Origin of the sequence: Noviherbaspirillum sp. ST9 (assembly GCF_048799745.1) — a bacterium.
Lineage (GTDB): Bacteria > Pseudomonadota > Gammaproteobacteria > Burkholderiales > Burkholderiaceae_D > Noviherbaspirillum.
The window spans coordinates 126,974-141,459 of record NZ_JBLWFR010000008.1 but is presented as its reverse complement, the minus strand read 5'-3'; the positions used below and the strand labels follow the sequence as shown (position 1 = coordinate 141,459).

General features: G+C 64.4%; 6 protein-coding genes. 2 read left to right on the top strand and 4 right to left on the bottom strand.

Annotated features, from left to right (window positions below; genetic code table 11):
• Window positions 1–121 precede the first annotated feature (121 nt).
• Entirely contained in the window at window positions 122–4,360 is a 4,239-nt protein-coding gene (locus ACNOHI_RS19230) for a hypothetical protein (RefSeq protein WP_420476313.1), read from the bottom strand.
• A 313-nt stretch (window positions 4,361–4,673) separates the two neighbouring features.
• Between ACNOHI_RS19230 and ACNOHI_RS19225 the strand changes: the two genes are divergently transcribed.
• Together ACNOHI_RS19225 and ACNOHI_RS19220 are read left to right on the top strand one after the other, a co-directional pair.
• Window positions 4,674–6,590 (top strand): response regulator, encoded by a 1,917-nt coding sequence (locus ACNOHI_RS19225; RefSeq protein WP_420476312.1) that lies wholly within the window; start codon window positions 4,674–4,676, stop codon window positions 6,588–6,590.
• A gap of 9 nt (window positions 6,591–6,599) precedes the next feature.
• Window positions 6,600–6,986: a response regulator gene (locus ACNOHI_RS19220; protein WP_420476311.1), complete on the top strand. Its 387-nt coding sequence runs from the start codon at window positions 6,600–6,602 to the stop codon at window positions 6,984–6,986.
• On the opposite strand, the gene ACNOHI_RS19215 is transcribed toward ACNOHI_RS19220, so the two are convergent.
• From ACNOHI_RS19215 to ACNOHI_RS19205, 3 genes are all read right to left on the bottom strand, one after another.
• A complete protein-coding gene (locus tag ACNOHI_RS19215; RefSeq protein WP_420476310.1) occupies window positions 6,983–7,972 on the bottom strand; it encodes a succinylglutamate desuccinylase in 990 nt (329 codons plus the stop codon). The two genes, ACNOHI_RS19220 and ACNOHI_RS19215, sit on opposite strands and share 4 nt — an antisense overlap.
• Window positions 7,973–7,983: 11 nt before the next feature.
• On the bottom strand, window positions 7,984–12,729 hold the full coding sequence (locus tag ACNOHI_RS19210) for an NAD-glutamate dehydrogenase domain-containing protein (protein WP_420476309.1): 4,746 nt from the start codon (window positions 12,727–12,729) through the stop codon (window positions 7,984–7,986).
• A gap of 347 nt (window positions 12,730–13,076) precedes the next feature.
• Window positions 13,077–14,486 carry a DcaP family trimeric outer membrane transporter gene (locus ACNOHI_RS19205; RefSeq protein ID WP_420476308.1) on the bottom strand — a complete coding sequence of 470 codons (1,410 nt, stop codon included), beginning with the start codon at window positions 14,484–14,486 and terminating at the stop codon, window positions 13,077–13,079.

The following is a 14,486-nucleotide window of genomic DNA, read 5'->3' as shown; positions in this document are numbered from 1 at the left end:
ACTGGCTTAAATACGCCATTTTGGAACACTGTGCGTACCACTGGGACAACCGGGGAACAAGAGGGAAAAGTACCAGCGGCACATGAAGTTGACATGGGCCGCCGGGCATGTCAAAGGAACATCATTTGCCGTCGTTGCCGGCTTGTGCCGGCAGCGCGGCGGTGCTGAGCTGATACGACAATTGCAACTTTGCCGGAACCACGGCTTCCACGGGAACCATCACCGGTGACGGCGAAGCCATCACCTGGACAGGTTGGCTTCCTTGCATGGTGAAGGTTGCGGCGACGGCAACGCCGGCAACAAAGGCAGCGCCGCCCAGCATGGCGACCAGCGGACGGCGCACCGTCCGGGATTTGGAAGCCGGGACGGGAGAGTCCGCAAGCACGGCTTCCGCACGGACGCGCCACTGGCCGACAGCTTCGCTTTTGCCCTTCATCCGCTCCAGCAGATCCTTGGCGACAGCCTGCGCTTCTTCCTGCTCACGTTCGCATTGCTCGCGCAGCGCGTCGGCCTGTTCGGTCGTCGATGCGGCATATTCCTTCTGGCGACGGGCGGCTTCGAGGGCGCGGCGCTCTGCCTCGGCGCGCATTTCCTCGGCAGCGCGCGCTTCGGTTTCGGCCGTCATGCGGCGGGCAGCAAGTTCGGCGGCCTCGCGCTCCAGCGCGGCGCGCTTTTCCGCCTCGGCGTGCGCAACCTCTTCCGCGCGGACCTTTTCGGCAATCGATGCCAGCGCCTCTTGCTCGGCCTTGGCACGTGCACTTTCAAGACGAGCAAGTTCGATGGCTTCACGTGCCCTGGCTTCAGCCGCCTCGGCAGCGGCGCGCTGCGATTGTGCCTGCTCGGCGGCCTTCTCGAGGAACTGCTTTTCGGCGGCTGCCCTTGCCTCGATGGCAAGACGTGCCGTGCGTGCGGCTTCCTCACGCGCGCGGGTGATGGTTGCCAGTTCGGTCTCGATGCGTTCGCGGGCCTTTTCATCCTCGCAAGCGCTCTTTTCGGCGGCCAGCCTCAGTTCGGTTGCTGCCAGCGCCTTTTCGGCGGCGGCAGTGCGCTCACGCTCGGCACGCATCTTTTCCTGCAGCGCGGCGTAGGCTTTCTGCTCCGCCTTGGCACGCTGGCGCTCGGCGGTTGCCAGTTCGATCGCCTCACGCGCCCGGGCAATGGCAACTTCGGCCGTCTTGCGCTGGAATGCTGCCTGTTCGGCGGCCTTTTCCACCAGCTGCTTTTCGGCTTCAGCCTGGGCTTCGATGGCTTCGCGCACCGTGCGCTCGGCCTGTTCGCGGGCCGTCATGTGGGCGGCCTGCTCTTCTTCAGCCTTGGTGCGGGCATCGGCTTCGATGCGAAGCTTCTTCTCGGCTTCGAGCTTGCTCTGGATCGCGACCAACGCCTGCTGCTCGGCGACGACTCGGGCCTGCTCGACCTTGGCCAGCTCGATGGCTTCGCGGACCTTCTTCAGGGCCAGCTGCGCGGCACGGCGCTCCGACTCGGCACGCTCGGCGACCTTTTGCAACTGCTGCTTCTCGGCCATCAGCTGTGCTTCGACCGCCTTGCGGGCAAGCTGCTCGGCCTGTTCGCGCGCGGCGATCGTTTCGGCATGCTCGCGCTCGACGCGGGTGCGGGTCTCCGCCTCCGCCATCAGGGCTTGCTCGGCGGCGAGGTGCTGTCGCACGGCTTCGAGTGCCTTCTGCTCGGCTTCGGCGCGCTGCTGCTCGGCACGTGCCAGCTCCACGGCTTCGCGTGCCTTCGCTTCGGCGGCCTGGGCCGCCTGGCGTGCCTGTTCGGCTTGCTGCTCCGTAGCTTCGCGCTGCTGCTTCTCGGCGGCCTGCTTTGCAGTCACGGCGTCGTGCGCTGCTTTCTCTGCTTCCTCGCGGGCACGAATGGTTTCAGCGAGTTCCGTCTCGATCCGCGCGCGTTCGGCGGCGTAGTTACGCGCGGCCTCTTCGGAAGCGCGCTTCTTCTGGATCGCTTCCAGGGCCTGCTGTTCGGCGAGCGCACGTTCCTGCTGGGTGCGCGCAAGTTCCATGGCTTCGCGCGCCTTGGCTTCCGCCGCTTCGGCTGCCTGGCGTTCGAGGTCGGCGCGCTGCGCGGCCTGTTCGAGCGCGAGTTTTTCGGCGGCGGATTTCGCTTCAATGGCGCGGCGCGCTTCCAGCTCTTCCTGCTGGCGGGCGCGCAGCAATTCAGTGTGGCCTTCCTCGCCGCGTGCGCGTGCTTCGGCTTCGTTGCGTGCGGCTTCTTCCGCCTGGCGGCGATCCTGTTCCGCCAGCAATGCACGCTGCTCGGCCTCGGCGCGTTCGCGCTGGACACGCGCCAGTTCGGTGGCTTCACGCGCCTTCAGCAGCGCCGCCTGTGCGGCCTTGCGCTGCAATTCGGCGGCGGCACGGGTCTGTTCGGCGGAATGCTTCTCGGCGGTGGCTTCCGCCAAGCGCGCCGCACCCAAGGCACGGTCAGCTTCCTCGCGTTCCCGCAACGCGGCGGTTTGTTCCTCTTCGGCACGCAGGCGCGCTTCGGCCTGGGCATGTGCAGCCTGCCCGGCGGCCAGCTTTTGCTGGGCAGCCCTGAGCGCCTTCTGCGCAACTTCCGCGCGCTGGCGTTCGATCTGGACCTTTTGCTGCAGGGCTTGCAGCGCTTCCTGCTCATCCTTGGCGCGCTGGCGCTCGACGCGCGCCAGTTCCACCGCTTCGCGCGCCTTCAGCAGGGCGGCCTGCGCGGCTTCGCGCTGGGCGTCGGCGCGTTCGATCGCTTTCGCCAGTGCAAGCTTTGCCGCTTCGCACTCCTGTTCCTTGGCAACGCGGGCGACGTGCTCTGCCTGCTCCTGGTCGCGCAGCAGGCTCGTGTGCAGCTTTTCCGCTTGCACACGCGCATCGGCCTCCGCGACGGCGGCTTCCTCGGCGCGCACCCTTTCCTGCAACGCGACGACGGCTTTCTGTTCCGCATCGGCACGTTCGCGCTCGGCGCGGGCTGTTTCCATTGCTTCGCGCGCCTTCAGGGCGGCAATCTCGGCGTTCTGGCGCTGAAGCTCCGCGTGCTCGGCGGCGCGGTCAAAGGCGGCCTGCTCGGCGATGACCTGGTCGGCAGCGATCCGTGCCGCAGCACGTTCGATTTCCACGCGCTTTTCGGCAATCTGACGGGCGCGTTGCTCTTCCTGTTCGCGTGCCTTGACTGCTTCAATGATTTTCTGTTCGGCGACGGCGCGCTCGCGGGCTTCCTGGATGGCCCGTTCTTCGGCGGCGACGCGTGCACGCGCCTGCACATCGGCCTTGTGTTCAGCCTCGATGCGAGACAAGGCCTTTTCCTGCAGTTCGCGCTCGATGCGGATGCGTGCCTCGGTGGCGAGGCGGATGCTCTCTTCTGCTTCGCGGCGGGCTTCCGCCGCTGCGGCAGCGACGGATTCCGCATGCTGGCGGCGTGCGGCGGCTTCGCGCATTTCGGACTCGGCCTGCAGGCGCACCGAAAGCGCCTGCGCGGTCTTGCGCTCCATATCGATGCGCGCCTGGGCGACCGCTTCCTGTTCCTGTTCGGTGATGGCACGCGCGCGCGCTTCTTCACGGGCGCGGACTTCGGCCGGTGCACGGCTCAGGGCAGCCTGCAGGGCCATCTCTTCGGCGCGCTCGCGCTCGCGTGCGAGTTCGAGTGCTTCGCTGCGTGCCTTGGCCAGCATTTCCGCCGACACGCGGGCTTCCTTTTCGCGGCGCTCCTGTTCGCGGGCCAGTTCGGCGATGCGTGCATCGGCGCGAGCGCGTGCCTCGGCCTCCTGCTTGGCGGCTTCGGCAGCGGCAACGCGCTGTGCAGCCTGCCAGCGGGCAAGTTCAGTTTCCTGTGCCAGTTCTTCCACGGCGGCCGCGGCGCGCGCGGCAAGCTGGGTTTCCGCGGCGATCTGTTCCGCAGCGCGCTGGCGAGCTTCGGCTTCGGTGCGGGCGCGCTCTTCGGCAATCCGTTTCGCTTCGGCTTCCGCTTCGGCGCGGGCACGGAGTTCGGCAATTTCTTTCTTGACGGCTGCGGCGCGCGCTTCGGCCGCTTCGCGTGCCTGACGCTCTGCTTCGAAGCGGGTGCGGCTGGCTTCGATGGCTTCTTCCGCGGCGCGTGCGCTCTGGTAGGCCTCGGCCGCGGCGGCGGCATCCAGCCTTGCACGGTCTTCGGCGAGTGCGCGGGCACGTGCTTCGGCGTGGGCACGGTTTTCAGCGGCAACCGTCGCCTTGGCTTCGGCTTCGACGCGGGCGATCGCCTCGCGGATGGCTTTCAGGTCGACACCGCCCGTGCGCGACTGCGGCGAACCTGCCTGCGTTCCCGTATCGCCCATATCCTCGTCCTCAAGGGTTGTTCCTTGAAGTTCGGGGTTGTTGTGCATCGCCTGCTTTGTGTCCATATGTCTGCTCCCGCTGGATGAGCGATTCCGGCGGTTGTTTTGTGCGCGCGCTGGGCCGGAATTTCTTAAGGTGCATTATCGGGACCGACCGGGAAAAACAGCCCCTTGAAAAGAAGGGGAATTGCGAGCCATTTCAGGGAAATGGCTCCGAATTACACGATTTCCCATGTTTATGGGGTGGTGGATAAGGGAGAGTTGGCGTTTCAATATCTGTCTGCGTGCCATTCAGTCGCCGGGCAGATATGATTGTCATCGGCGGACAAGCTCGGCCGTTGCCATGGACGCAACGGTCTTGCACGCCACTGGGAGAGACATGCATAAACATAACGAGATGGCCGTAGCGGCCGGCCATGATAAAAACAGCACGCTGGCCATGGGCTCGCTGCTGGCCGAGATGAACCATGACATCCGCACATCGATGAACGGTGTGCGGGGAATCCTCGAACTCTTGATTGATACCGGCCTGACGCCGTCGCAACAGGCCTATGCGCGGACTGCGCAGCACAATGTCGACACGCTGCTGGAGTCGCTGGAGCGGATAGTCGACATGTCCCTGATCGAGACCAACAGCTTCCGTTTCAACCAAGCTCCCTTCGACCTGCTGCAGGAAGTCCATGCTGCCCTGGCGGGCAAGCAGGAAAGCGGCCGCGTGAAGGGGCTGGAAGTCTCGATCACCTATCCCGCGCCGATCCGCCTTCATGGCGATGCGGCACGCCTGCGCGCGGCGCTCTCTGCACTTGGCGACGTCGCACTTCACTGCGCGGCCGGCGAGTTCATGACGCTCGCCTGCAGCGCCCGTTACCTGCCGGGAGGCAAGTGCAGGATCGGGCTGGAAGCGAAAATTCCGCAATCGTCGCAAAACAGTGCGCGTCTTGCATCCGTGCTCGGCAGCGCCGACCCGATGCCAGCCGGTGCAGGTTCGCTCGACACGCTCGGCATGGCAGTCTGCACCCGGCTCGTGCAGATGATGAAGGGAACAATCACAATCGATCAGGCAAACCCGCCAGCGACCTTGCTACGAACGTCCATCGACCTTCCCATCGCCGCGGATGCCCTGGAAGGAACACGCGTTCTTGTCCTTGCGACGCGTAGGGGACAAATGGCCCCTGCGGCGGCCACCCTGGCACGCCACGGGCTGCAGGTCGATTTCCTTGAAACCGCCCACGAAGGTCTCGCGGCCATCGACCTGGCTGCCCGCAACGGCGCGCCCTATCGTGTCGTCGTGCTTGAACCCCATCTCGGGGGCATGGACGCAGGGGTATTGGGCAGCGCAATCAAGACCAATCAGGCACATCGCGATACGCTCATTGTCCTGATGGACGATGCGGTCCATCGCTCGCCCAGGACGGACGATAACTTTGCCGGGAGCCTGAGCATGTCGGCGAATGCCGTGGAAATGGAAGCCGCGCTGGCATCGCTGTGCATGGCGGGCAATGGCGAGGCGCCCTCCTCATCCGGCTTACAGGGAATACAACGGAAGCAAGACGCGGCGCCCGACTATTCCGGCTATAAGATTCTGGTGGCCGACGACAACCCGGTGAACCAGCAGGTTGCCGCGCGGATGCTGGAGAAGCTGGGCTGCAAGGCTGCTGTTGCCGCCGACGGCATGCAGGCAATCGAAATGCATACCTGGAATCGCTTCGACCTGATCCTGATGGATTGCGAGATGCCGGTGCTCGACGGGCTGGAAGCCACGCAGCGCATTCGAGCAGCCGAGGGCACGGAACGGAGAACGCCCATCATCGCCCTCACTGCATGTACCGGCCAGGGCGAACAGGAGCGCTGCCTCGCGGCGGGCATGGACGATTTCCTGTCCAAACCCATCCGCCCGCAACTGCTTGGCGACGTTCTCGCCCGCTGGCTGCCGCGCGCTGCGGCGGTGACGACGAACGACGCCACTCCCTGTGAAGATGAACTCGATGAAGTAAAGGAAATGTTTGGTGCCGACTTTTCGGAGCTGGCATCGCTCTACCAGAACGACGGCGCGCCAAGACTGGCGGCGATGCGCGAAGCGGCTGCTGCAGGAGATTGCGCGAAGCTTGCAAAGGTCGCACACGCCTTCGGCGGCAGTTGCGCATCCATCGGTGCGACTGGCCTGTCGGCCCTGAGCAAGACGGTCGAAACCGCCGCCAAGGCAGGCTCGCTTGAAAGCTTCGAACAGCGAATGGACGCGATCGAAAACGAATACCGTCGCGTCTGCGGCAAGCTGCAATCCCTGCTCACGCCCTGAGGTAACTTCATGCCGGCCTTGCAAAAAGAACTGAACATCCTGATTGCCGACGACGACAGCACCACCCGTTATGTCCTGCGCCTGCTGCTCCGCGAACACGGTCACCAGGTCGTGGCGGAAGCCCAGGATGGGGAAAAGGCGGTCGAGCTGTGCGGCATGTTCAAACCCGACATCGCCTTCCTCGATATCGACATGCCGCGCATGGACGGCCATTCCGCCGCCGAGCGGATCAAGCAGGCGGCGCCCGGCGTCGGCATGATCATGGTGACCAATTTGCCAACGCTGGGGAATGTGCAGAAGGCGCTGCAAATTGGCATCAGCGGCTTTGTCGTCAAGCCTTTCAACGCCGTGAAGGTCGTCGAAGCAATCGACCACTGCATGAAGCAAAAGCGCTAACGCTCTTCCACGACCATCAGCCCGGCACGCAATCCCGGACGCACGTCGGGATTCGGAAACACCACGTACTCCGACTCGCCGCCGACACGATAGACCGTGTCGCCATCCTCGGCGATCACACTGCCCGGCGGGAGCGCCGTGAAGTTCTGCGTGTCCTTGCCGAATGTCATCCGGAATGCATCAGACTGCTTGACCAGTTCCTGGGCAACCCGAAACACCCGCGGTCGCGCCTCGTCCGCTTCCAGCCGCCCTGTCCGCATAAAGCGATCCAGCGTACCAGCCATGACTGCAGCGACGCCAAGGTCATTGCTGCCGAGGACGCCCACCTGCCCGAGCTCCACGGTCGCGCTCGCCGCCCCGAAACTGGCAGCGGAATACGCGCTGTACGTGCCCGCCGGCTTGGTATTGAGAATGGCTGCTTCGATGCCGGCGCGACCGAGCAGGCCAAGCAGCGCGTCCCTGCGGGTGACCGCAATCACAGCCGGCACGACCGCGAAGGTCGGGTAGACCGAAGGCCGGATGGCTGTGTGCAGGTCAAGATGCCACTTGTCGGCATCCGGGCCTGCAAAGAACTGGGCCGTCGCGCGCATGAGGACATCGGCGCGCGTGGCCTCGGCAGCGGACGCGAGATCGCCGCGGTCGGCACGGAACATACGGTTGAGATCGGCGTCGATGAAGCGCTTTCCCTCCACGATGGCCGCCATGTTGCCCACCGCGACCATGAGATCGACCGCCAGTGCATGCGGCCCGCGTTCCAGCACCGCCAGCAGCTGCGCCAGCATTTCAATCGGCGCCGTTTCATCGCCATGGACGCCGACGGAGATCAGCAGGCGCGGCCGGCGCAGCATATGGCTCGACGATACGACCTGCAGGATTCCCCTTGCCGGCAGGCGCACCTTGAAGCCGGCATTGGCGAAGCTGTCCGCAATGTGCGTGAAATCCCCTTCCGCCAACAAGCGCACGCTGTCGTGAATACCGTTTTCCATTGCAGCCGCCATCATGTTGCATCAACGGCCGTCGACGCCGCCTCTGACAACGCCCAGACGTCGAGCACCGCGAGTTCGAGGTTTTGCTGGCCGCCCGTGCTGGCGGTACGCGCGCCGACCTTGAGCTTGTTGATGAGGGCAGCTACCACCGACGCCGGGTCGTCCGAAGGTTTGCCGCCGGCGGGCGCCTGTTTCAGCACACGCATCAGCAAGCGCTGCTGGGCACGGCGCAATGCCTGGAGTGCGTGGTCGCGCAAGGGTTCCTGCGTCGCGCTGGCCGGCGCATGCATCAGCACGCGCTCCAGGCCGTCGATGCCGGCCTGGCGCCGCAATGCCATGCCCAGCTGGAGGAACTGCGTCAGACTCATGCCCTCCGGACGCGGCACCGAGAGGCCGGCGAACAGGAAGTCGGCAATGCCTTCGATCGCTTCCACCGTTTCGCACGACTGCACGAAGGATGCGGGCATACCTTCCAGCGGCAATGCGGACGGCACGGACGGCGCCAATTCCTGCACGGTTTCCGGCTTGCGGAAGAGCGTGGTCAGCTCCGCAAGCGCACTCGACTCGCGCAGCTGTTGTTCCGGCACCGACAGCACGCCCTGGATTACGACCTTCTGCAGCGCCCGGGTGCGCTGGTCGACCGCGAGCGACACCTCGCGCGGCACCTGCAGTGCATGAGCATCCAGTGTGCCGAAGACAGGAGCGAGGCTCAGTGCCGACCATGCCTGCGCCCAGGCGCAGATGACGTCCGTTTCCTTCACACCACGTGCCTGCGCAATTTCCATCAGCATCACCGGCCCGCAGCGGTTGACCGCCTCGTTCGCCAGGACAGTGGCGAGGATGGCATTCGCCAGCGGATGCTCGAGTGGATCGCGCGTCGACACCAGCGCATGCGGGAAATACGGCGTAAGCATGGTGCGTGCCCAAGTGAATTGCGTCAGGTTGAGCTCGGACAGCAGCCGCTTGTAGCGGTTCTTCACATGCGCCACGACCACCGCCAGCTCCGGCGTGGTCAGTCCGCGGCTCTCGTTCTTGCGCGTCACCAGCTCGGCGGCGGCGGGCAATTGCTCCAGTTTGCGTGAAATCACGCCTTCCGCCTCGAGCTTTGCAATCAGGGACGCATAGCTGTCGAGTACGACATGATCGGACTGGGCCTGCAGCTCGCGCACCAGCAGGTGCGTCTGCAACGTGTTGTCCCGCAACACCAGGCGCACAATGTCCGGCGTGATTTCGTTCAGCAGGCGATTGCGTTCGTCCGCGTCCAGTTTGCCGGCATTGACTTCCGTATCCAGCCAGATCTTGACGTTGACTTCATGGTCCGAGCAGTCGACGCCGGCGGAGTTGTCGATCGCATCGGTAAAGATGTGTCCGCCCTTCATCGCGAACTCGATGCGGCCCGCCTGTGTCGCACCGAGGTTGCCGCCCTCCGCGACCACCTTGCAGCGCAGTTCCTTGCCGTCGACGCGGATGGCGTCGTTCGCGCGGTCCTTGACTTGCTCGTGCGATTCGGTCGACGCCTTGATATAGGTGCCGATACCGCCGTTGTAGAACAGATCCACCGGCGCCATGAGGATGGCATGGAGCAATTCCTCTGGCAGCATGCTCGTTGCCTCGATGCCAAGTGCGGCCCGCGCCTGGGGCGACAGGTCGATGCTGCGTGCCGTGCGCGGCCAGACGCCGCCGCCCGCCGAGATCAGGGACTTGTCGTAATCGTCCCAGGACGAGCGCGGCAGCGCGAACATGCGCTGGCGTTCGTTGAAGGACTTCTCCACGTCGGGATTGGGATCGATGAAGATATGGCGGTGGTCGAATGCCGCGACCAGCTTCAGCTGGCGCGACAGCAGCACGCCATTGCCGAAGACGTCGCCGGACATGTCGCCGATGCCGACGGCGGTGATCGGCGTGGTGTTGAGGTCGTGGCCCATTTCATAGAAATGCCGCTTGACCGCTTCCCAGGCGCCCTTGGCGGTGATGCCCAGCTTCTTGTGGTCGTAGCCGTTGGAACCGCCCGAGGCAAAGGCGTCGCCCAGCCAGAAACCGCGCTTGACCGCGATGCCGTTCGCAATGTCGGAGAACGTCGCAGTGCCCTTGTCTGCCGCCACCACGAGGTAGGGATCGGGATCGTCGTAGCACACAGTCTCCGACGGACGCACTACTTCGCCGCGCAGCCGATTGTCGGTGACATCCAGCAGACCGGCGATGAACAGGCGGTACACGGCTTCGCCTTCGACCGCGATGACTTCACGCGTCGCGTCCTTGGGCATCATCTTGCAGACGAAGCCGCCCTTGGCCCCCGCCGGCACGATTACGGCATTCTTGACCATCTGCGCCTTGACCAGGCCGAGCACCTCGGTGCGGTAGTCCTCCATCCGGTCGGACCAGCGCAGGCCGCCGCGTGCCACCGGGCCGCCGCGCAAGTGCACGCCTTCAAACCGCCGTGCGAAGACGAAGATTTCGCGGTACGGACGCGGCTGCGGCAAGAGCGCAAGCTGGCTGCTGTCGAACTTGAAGATGATCGTGTCGCCCGCCTGCGCGTTCTGGAAATAGGACGTGCGCAGCGTGGCGAGCATCAGGTCGGCAATGGCGCGGAGGATGTTTTCGGTATCCGCATGATTGACATCAGCCAGGCGTTGCTTGAAGGTCGACAATGTCGTCGTGCCGAATGCGCGCTGCTCATCGGACAAGACTGGATTGAAGCGTACCAGGAAGGCTTCGACCAGCGTGCGCACATGCGCCGGTTGCGTCTTGAGGCGCTCCGCCATATAGCGCAAACTGAAGCGGCAGCCCGCCTGGCGCCAGTAGCTGGCATAGGCGCGGATCAGCTGCACCTCCCGCATGCGCAGGCCGGCTTCCACCACCAGCGCATTCATGCGGCCGTCTTCCGCCTCGTCATTGAACAGGGATTCGAACAGTTCCTGCGCGGCCTGCGCCACGTGCGGCTTGGCGAGGTTCACCGCGCTCTGGGCATCAACCGACAGGCTCGAGACGAAGAAGCGGGAACCGTCGAGCGCGGGAATCGCATGCGTGCGTTCGCGCAGGATGGAGACGCCCGCATTCTGCAGCGCCGGCAGGATGGACGACAGCGGCGGCACCGTGTTGACGGAATGCAGGCGGATGTTGACCGCATCCCCTGCCCCGATCTCGATGCGCACCTTGACGCGCGATGGCTGCGGGTTGCCGAGCAGCGTGCACAAGTCACGATAGCCGACCTGCGGCGATACGCCGTTGATGTAATCGGTAGGCAGGGAAGCGCGCAGCTTGCGCAGTCCGCCACGGATGCCGGCGTCCTCGGTTGTATCGACCAGGCTGTCGAAGGTGTTGTGCCAGCCTTCCAGCACGGCGAGCAGCGGCTGCTGGACGTCGGCTTCCAGGTCGAGTCCCATGTTGGCGCCGTTGGCGATCATGTACACGCGCGCCAGCGGTCCATCCGCCAGCAGCGCCTGCACGCGTACGTCGCGTGCGCCGGAAATGCTGCGCAGTGTCTGTGCCAGCACTTCCTGCGAATGCGCGCCGTAACGCTCGCGCGGCATGTAGACCAGCACGTTCAGGTGGCGGCCATAGACGTCGCGGCGTGCGAACACCTTGACGCGCGGCTGCTTGTACAGGGCTACCACGGCACCGCAAACGGCGGCCAGCCAGGATGGCTCGGCTTCCATCACTTCGGGCCGCGGCAGGGATTCAAGAATTTCGAGGAATTTCTCGGCACGGAAGCCTTCGGAGCGCACACCGGCAAGGGTGAGCACCTGCTTGATGCGCACGCGCGCAAATGGCTGCTGCGGCAACGTGCTTGCGGTTGCAGCGCGGGAAAACAGTCCGACAAAGCAGTGCTCGCCAAGGATCGTTCCCTGGGTGTCGCTGTCGCGCACGCCGACAAAATCGAGCTGCTGGTCGCGATGCAGCGTGGACTGCACATCGGCCTTCACCACCGAAAGCGTTTCCTTGCGCGCGGCAAGCGTATCGAAATCGCCCGGGATGCCGGCAAGGCAATTGCCGTAGACCGGATGGCTCTTGTCCTTCAACACGCCTAGCGCGCTGCCAGGTTCGCGGACGAGTTCGCGCTGGCCGGAAACGACGTGGTAACGGGCATAACCAAAGACCTCGAAGCCCTCATTCCTTGCCCAGTCGAGGAACGCTGCGACCTCCTGCCCGGTGGCATCGCGTGCGACGGCGGCCGCGCCAACCTCGGACATCTTCGCTTTCAGCGCCGCTGCATCCTGCCTGACGATCGAGGCATCACCCGCCGCCATGCGGATACCCGCCAGCAAGGTGTCGAGGTCCTGTCCACCGATCTCTTCCGCCATCAGGCACAGGACATAGGACTCGGGAGCGCCCCCGCCATTGCCGACTTTATCCGCCTTGAGAATGTTCCCGTCCGCTGAACGTTCGACAGAGAGGACCGCGTTGAGCACCGCGCGCGACGGCACGCGCATCCGGCGCATCGCCATCACCATGGAGTCGACGAGGAAAGGCATGTCCGGATTCAGGATCAGCAGCGCAGTCGCCTTGCCGCCGCGACCGTCGGCGTAGGTGAGCGCTTCGATGCGGCAACCTTCCTTCGGCGTCCACTTCGCCAGGCGGGAGAAGCCCTCCCACAGCGAGGACGCCAGGCAATCGAAGGTGATGCCGGCGAGGTCTTCTTCCTCCAGGGAATTGAGCCAGGCGCGGATCAGGGATTCGGTGGCGGGTGCCGGGCTCTGTATGCCGGCGAGGACACGTTCCAATGTACGCGTACGGAGGTCTTGCGGTTGCTGGGTCATGCGCTTCTCCATGAATATGGTTTTAGTCTGCGCCGTCTCGCTTTCGCTGTCTTGCAGCTGAGCGACACCGATTTATATCGGCACGGCACACATGCTTCCCTTGTGGGGACCAGTACTTCAAATATTAGCGATGGTTTTGCCGTGTGAAATTCTTTAATTCCTTTGTTTGCAAAAGCTTATTCGTGATGCTGCAGCGCATCTATTTGACGATGGAAATTCCTTTTCCAATATAGCCGCCAAACAGGCGGTCTGCCGGTGATTTATCGGGGCGGAATTGATGCGGATGAAGCGAAAAAAAGAAAGCCCCGTTTCCGGGGCTTTCTTCGTGCTGCAAAAAGCGACTACGATCAGTTGAAGTTGTACTTCGCCGACAGGTTGATGCGGCTCATGTCGCCATCCTCGCCCGCCAGGGTGGTACGGCGGCCGAAGATGTACTCGGTGCCGATGTCCACGCCCTTGACCGGATTCCAGATGGCGCCGATGTGCGCCTGCCACAGCTTGCGGTTGATGCCGAAGCGGCCGCTGTCGAGACCGTTGGCCACTGCGAAGTCCGTGTACTCGTTCTTGAAGTTCTTCTGGTAGCCGAGCGCGAAGTTGTAGCGCAGCGTGTCCGACGGCTTGTGCTGGTAACCGAGCACGACGCCCGCTGCCTTTTCCATCAGGATGCGGTTGGTGCCGGCGTCGTAGAACGCGCCTTCAACGTAGTTGAGGTAGCGGCCGATGCCGTTGCCGCCGGTGACGGTCCAGGTCAGGAAGTCGTTGTCGACCGTCTTGACCATGCCGCTTGCCGCAACACCCCAACCGCGGCGCGACAGGTTCACGCTGGCGCCGTCGTCGAGGCGGTGCTCGTGGCTGAGTGCGCGCAGGCTGACGGTGCCCCAGTCGAAGCCCTTGTCCCAGCGGCCGACCAGGTCGGGCACGCGCGAGAAGCCGGCCGGCGTCACGGTGGCGGTATTGTCCAGCACGTAGCTGACCGAGTTTTCCAGGGCGACCGTGAAGCTGCCCATGCCGGCCATCGGGTAGGTGTAGCGGATCTGCGGCTGGCGGATGAAGGTGGCGGCGATCGGGCCGTTGAAGTCCACGGTTTCCGGCAGGCTGTCGAGGTCCATGAACGTCGACCAGGTCTGGCCGGCAAGCAAGCCGCCGAACTGGCCGTAGGCATGGCGCAGGCGGAAGTTGTAGCTGTTCGTCGCCTGCTGGGTGAAGATGTTGCCGGCGGTGCCGTATACGGCGGAATTGCCGGTGCGCGGGTCGTTGTTGAAGTCGCCTTCGATCTTCATCGCGATCGGGCCGTACGGCGACGGCGTCGCGGCTTCAATGCCAAAGCGCGAGGTGCGGCCGGTCAGGTAGGTGCGGCCCTTGCGGTTGCCTGCGGCGGTGCCTTTCAGGGGCGCGTACGGCAGGAAGGTGGAGTAGTCCTGGTCGCTGTTGTCACCCTTGAATTCATGCACCGCGTTCAGCTCGGCAAAGCCGTACACGCGCAGCGAGGTATCGGAATTCGGCAGGCGGAAGGAGTTGGGGATATCGCCCAGGACGACGGCGTCCTTGGCACGGAGTTCCACCTGTTCCACGCGGTCGGCCAGTACTGCGTTCGAGGTTTCCTGCTTCTGGCCCTTGAGCGCTTCCAGTTCGGCGCGCAGCTTGCGCATCTCGGCGCGCAGTTCTTCGAATTCCTTCGCGGTCTGCGCCTGGGCCGGCATGGCGGCGGCGAACATCAGTGCGATGGATGCAGTCAGGGTCGTCAGTTTGAATTGCAT

Bases quoted from the DNA above. Each gene is read 5' to 3' on its own strand.
- ACNOHI_RS19220 (WP_420476311.1), top strand. From the start codon at position 6,600: ATGCCGGCCTTGCAAAAAGAACTGAACATCCTGATTGCCGACGACGAC.
- ACNOHI_RS19230 (WP_420476313.1), bottom strand. From the start codon at position 4,360: ATGGACACAAAGCAGGCGATGCACAACAACCCCGAACTTCAAGGAACA.
- ACNOHI_RS19215 (WP_420476310.1), bottom strand. From the start codon at position 7,972: ATGGAAAACGGTATTCACGACAGCGTGCGCTTGTTGGCGGAAGGGGAT.
- ACNOHI_RS19205 (WP_420476308.1), bottom strand. From the start codon at position 14,486: ATGCAATTCAAACTGACGACCCTGACTGCATCCATCGCACTGATGTTC.
- ACNOHI_RS19210 (WP_420476309.1), bottom strand. From the start codon at position 12,729: ATGACCCAGCAACCGCAAGACCTCCGTACGCGTACATTGGAACGTGTC.
- ACNOHI_RS19225 (WP_420476312.1), top strand. From the start codon at position 4,674: ATGCATAAACATAACGAGATGGCCGTAGCGGCCGGCCATGATAAAAAC.